The organism is Propionivibrio sp. (assembly GCF_016790145.1).
Taxonomy (GTDB): domain Bacteria; phylum Pseudomonadota; class Gammaproteobacteria; order Burkholderiales; family Rhodocyclaceae; genus Propionivibrio.
The window spans coordinates 1-4112 of sequence record NZ_JAEUOI010000032.1 but is presented as its reverse complement, the minus strand read 5'-3'; the positions used below and the strand labels follow the sequence as shown (position 1 = coordinate 4112).

General features: G+C 60.5%; 4 protein-coding genes. All 4 read left to right on the top strand.

All coding sequences use genetic code 11. The features are described 5' to 3' along the window. Positions 1-1047, top strand: a 1047-nt coding sequence (locus tag JNM42_RS03515; protein WP_294266249.1) for a hypothetical protein, incomplete at its 5' end; no start/stop codon positions are given. 15 nt (positions 1048-1062) lie between these two features. Further along, positions 1063-2043, top strand: a complete 981-nt coding sequence (locus JNM42_RS03510) for an SDR family NAD(P)-dependent oxidoreductase (protein ID WP_294266246.1) — start codon at positions 1063-1065, stop codon at positions 2041-2043. 11 nt (positions 2044-2054) lie between these two features. Next, positions 2055-2495 (top strand): cupin domain-containing protein, encoded by a 441-nt coding sequence (locus JNM42_RS03505; protein ID WP_294266244.1) that lies wholly within the window; start codon positions 2055-2057, stop codon positions 2493-2495. A gap of 24 nt (positions 2496-2519) precedes the next feature. Next, on the top strand, positions 2520-3986 hold the full coding sequence (locus tag JNM42_RS03500; protein WP_294266241.1) for an O-antigen ligase family protein: 1467 nt from the start codon (positions 2520-2522) through the stop codon (positions 3984-3986). Positions 3987-4112 lie beyond the last annotated feature (126 nt).

Sequence of the window (4112 nt, the reverse complement as noted above, 5' to 3'; positions counted from 1 at the left end):
GCCGACGTGAAGGAGTTCCAGCGCAAAACCGGAAAAGCGCCAGCCATCGTCTTTACCTTCCACGACTGGCTGACCGACGAGGATTATTACAGGAAGAATCCAACACTGCGCACGCTCAACAGCGACATGGAAGACAAGGGCGTTACGCCGCTACAGTTGGCGCAACAGTTGTCCGAGCAGGGCTCGATACTGGCGCTGACCTGGGCGATGCAGTGTTGCGATTGGACTTCTACTGCCTGGTGGTTTGGTCTGAAGAAGACCGAGATCAACCTGCCGCGGCTGCTCAAAGGCGACTTCGACGAATACATCCGCAGCGTGGCACGACAGACCAAGGCTTTTGGCAAACCGATCATGATGAGCCTGTTCTCGGAACTCAACTGGCAGGGTGCATTTGCCTTTGGCAAGGATGGTATCAGCAGCATTTCGCGGGTTGACGACATCTGCGGCCAGTATGGCGACCCGGCCTGGCCCGACGGACCGGAGCGGATCCGCGATGCGCATATTCGCGTGATCGATATCTTTCGCCAGGAGGGTGTCAAGAACGTCACCTGGTTCATGTATGCGAGCAGCGGATACATGGACCCCAAGGGCAGGAATTACAGTCCCTGGCTGCATCCGAAGTTCTTCTATCCCGGTGACGATTACATTGACTGGGTCGGCCAGAGTACCTACTTCGTCGACCCGGCATGGACCCATACGGTCAGCAAGGACGCAGCAGTGATCGAGCGCGCGTTGGGCCCTGGTTACACAGCCTGGGGTGAGACCACGCAGAGGCCGATGTTCCTGCCCGAGTTCGGCCCCTCCGGTGACAAGAAAGTCAACCGGGCGCCAGTGCTGCGAGAAGTAATGAGCCGGGTGCTTCCAGGTATGCCGCGGGTCAAGGCGCTGACGCTTGGCGATTTCCTCATTGCCGAGATCTGCTGCCAGTTGCCGCGGCTCGGCGAGCCTTATGCCGAAGAGATAACAGCATGGCGGCAAAGCGTCGGCGAAAATCCGAACTACCTGTTCAAGGTACGTACCGGACCGCCGTCAAAACCAGGCAATTAGTCAACGAGCACTGACATGATTCATTCAACAGTCAACCTTGAAGCCTTGCACGGCGAACGCGTGCTGGTCACCGGTGCCTCGGGTTTCATCGGTGCACACCTGACGCGCGCACTGGTTGGCTACGGTGCTCAGGTTGCGGTGCTGTTGCGGCCAACGGCTTCACTGCACAAGCTTCTCCCACTGCTCGAGCACATCCAGGTGTCGCGTGCCGACCTCTGCGATCCACAGTCCCTGCTCAGGGCAGTGGCCGAGATCCGTCCGCGCTACGCCTTCCATATGGCCGCGTTTACCAACGTCAGTCGCGACCGCAGCAATGACGAATTGGCGCTGGCGGTTAACCTCACCGGCACTGTGCGTTTGCTCAATGCCCTGGCCGACGTCAACGTCACGCGCATCGTCAATTCCGGCAGTTGCGAAGAGTACGGCGACATGCCGCCGCCGATCACTGAAGTTGCCGCTCCGCGTCCGGTGTCACCCTATTCGGTGTCAAAAGCGGCGGCCACCATGTGGTGCGAGATGGCCTACCGTACGCGCGGTGTGCCGGTGGTGACGATGCGCCCATTCTTGAGTTACGGGCCTGAACAGGAAGCCGTACGGCTGATTCCCCAGGCCATCCTGGCCGCGCTGCAGGACCGCGAATTCCCGATGACTCTGGGCGAACAGACACGTGAGTTCACTTACGTCGACGATATCGTCGACGGCTATCTGCGTGCCGCGCTGGTGCCGGGTATTGACGGCGAAATCTTTAACCTGAGCAGCGGTGAGGAAACCTCGGTACGTGCGGCGGTGGACCTGATCTTCCGCTTGGCCGGAAGCCGGGGGCAGCCCTTGTTTGGTGCACTACCCTATCGCAGCGCCGAGCTGTGGCGCAGTTGTGGCGATGCCAGCAAGGCTCGCGACCTTTTAGGCTGGCGACCGCGCACGCCGTTTGCCGAAGGCATCGCCAGCGTCATCCCCTGGTACCGCGAGGCGCTGCGCGCGGGTCAATTGACATGAAGGAGCACGACATGCAGGACACCCAAATCCTTCCAGGCGTCACCCGGCGCAAACTGCTCAAGCGCGAAGACACGCGCGGCTGGCTGGTGAAACTGCTGATGCGCGAGCATATCAACGGCCCGCTCGATTTCGGAGAGATCTACATCACCGCAGCCCATGCCGGTCAAGTCAAAGGCAATCACTTTCACGAGCGAGCGAGCGAGTGGTTCTCTGTCATCCAGGGACGCGCCCTGATGTCGGTGCGCGTCATGGCAAGCGGGGAGTCGGCACTGGTCGAACTGAGTGCGGATGCGCCTGAAATCATCAAAGTTGCCCCCGGCGTGGCGCACGCCTTCAAGAACAACGGCAGCGGAATGATGCTGCTGCTGGCCTATGCCGATGACCCGTACAACGCTCAGGCACCGGACGAGCAGCGCGTCGTGCTGCTCGAATCCGATGACGCTACACCCTGAGCCAGGCGCACCTCTTCAATCGCCATGCACATGCAGCACACTTCACCGAACATCCCCATTGTTCTTATAGTGGGAATGGTTCTGGGTCTCGCAACCGGCCTGTTCGGGCTGAAAGCGCTGTTGCTGATCGTTGGCGCACCAGTGGTGCTACTGCTGCTGGTGCACCCGCAGTGGTGCTTTTGGCTGCTGGTTGCGGCCATTCCGGTGACCATCGACTTCGGGCAGGGCTTGACCGTCACGCGTGTGGTCATTCCGGTGGTTGCTCTCGGCATCCTGAGCAATGCGCTGATTCGCCGCTGTCCGTGGCCGAATCCGCTCGGCAGCACGGCGGCTCGCGTGGGTTCGCTGTTTTTCCTGTCGATCCTGCTCTCGCTCGCCGTCGCCTTGCTAACGCAGCGGGTGCCGCTGGACATGCTGAGCCTAAACAAGGAACTGGCTGGCTACGCTACGCGGGTGGCCATGTTCTTCGTTACGCTGAGCTTCGTGCGACGCCCTCAGGATGTTCGACAGGTGGTGCTGGTACTCGTGCTCGTCGGTATCCTGGAAGCACTGATCGTTATTGCGCAAGTACACTTCCGTCTGGTACTGCCCGGTGACTGGCGTTTCTCGTCGATTGCCAGGGTCGATTCCACCGAAGGCACCTTCCGCGCCGAGGGTACCACGCCACACCCGATCTACCTCGCCGGCTTCCTGCAGATGGTCTTGCCTTTCGCTGTGCTCCTTCTGTTGCGCGCGCGCCTGTTCTGGCGCTTGCCGCTGGCGGCAGCCATAGCCCTGATGCTGTACGCCTGGTACGCCGCTTATTCACGCAGTTCACTGCTTGCCCTGGTGCTGATGCTGGCCGTTGCGCTGTACTTTTTTACCCGCTTCGGCCGTGCTGTCGTTGTCATCGGATTCCTCGGCTTTCTTGCGCTGTTGGCCGCGCATGCGTGGAGCCTGCCCGATCTCGCCCAGACCCTTGAGGAGATTCGCCACTTTGGCAAGGCGGTGCGTAGCGATCAGCTCACTTCCGTCGCCGGCTCACTCCAGTTTCGCATCGAATCCTCGGTTGGCGGCTGGAACCTGTTCATGGCGCACCCGCTGTTCGGCGTCGGGCTGGGACAGGCCATTCATGAGTACATGCAATACCTGCCTGGCTGGGCAGTGAGCCCCTTCCATCCCGCAGAGATCCACAACAGCTTTTTTCAAGTCGCTTCCGAAAGTGGCGTCTTCGCCCTGTTTTTTCTTTTGTGGCTGTGGTTCATCGCCTTCCGCGGCGTTGCCAGCGCCTGGAATGATCCCGAATTATCCTTTTATGCACGTGCCCTGTTCGTCGCCCTCGTTGGGCAGGTCTTCTTTCTGAGCATGACGCCGATGGTGCGCGACATCTGGTTCACCTTGCCGCTGGCGGCGGCCTTCGGCGAGATCATGACGGTCAAGGCACGCAAGCGCGAGGACCAGCCTGACGCGCCGCCACAAACTGCGTCCACCAGCGCCTTGGGAGCCGCATGACCCTGGCCATCTACATCCCTGCCTACAATGCCGAGCGATTTGTCGGCGAGGTTTTACGGCGAATTCCCGCAGACATCCTGGCACGCACTTCCGAGATCGTGCTGGTGGACAATGCCAGTAGCGACC

What these genes read in the sequence shown, in the direction of transcription:
- JNM42_RS03510 (WP_294266246.1), top strand. Translation starts at nt 1,063, where the DNA reads ATGATTCATTCAACAGTCAACCTTGAAGCCTTGCACGGCGAACGCGTG.
- JNM42_RS03505 (WP_294266244.1), top strand. Translation starts at nt 2,055, where the DNA reads ATGCAGGACACCCAAATCCTTCCAGGCGTCACCCGGCGCAAACTGCTC.
- JNM42_RS03500 (WP_294266241.1), top strand. Translation starts at nt 2,520, where the DNA reads ATGCACATGCAGCACACTTCACCGAACATCCCCATTGTTCTTATAGTG.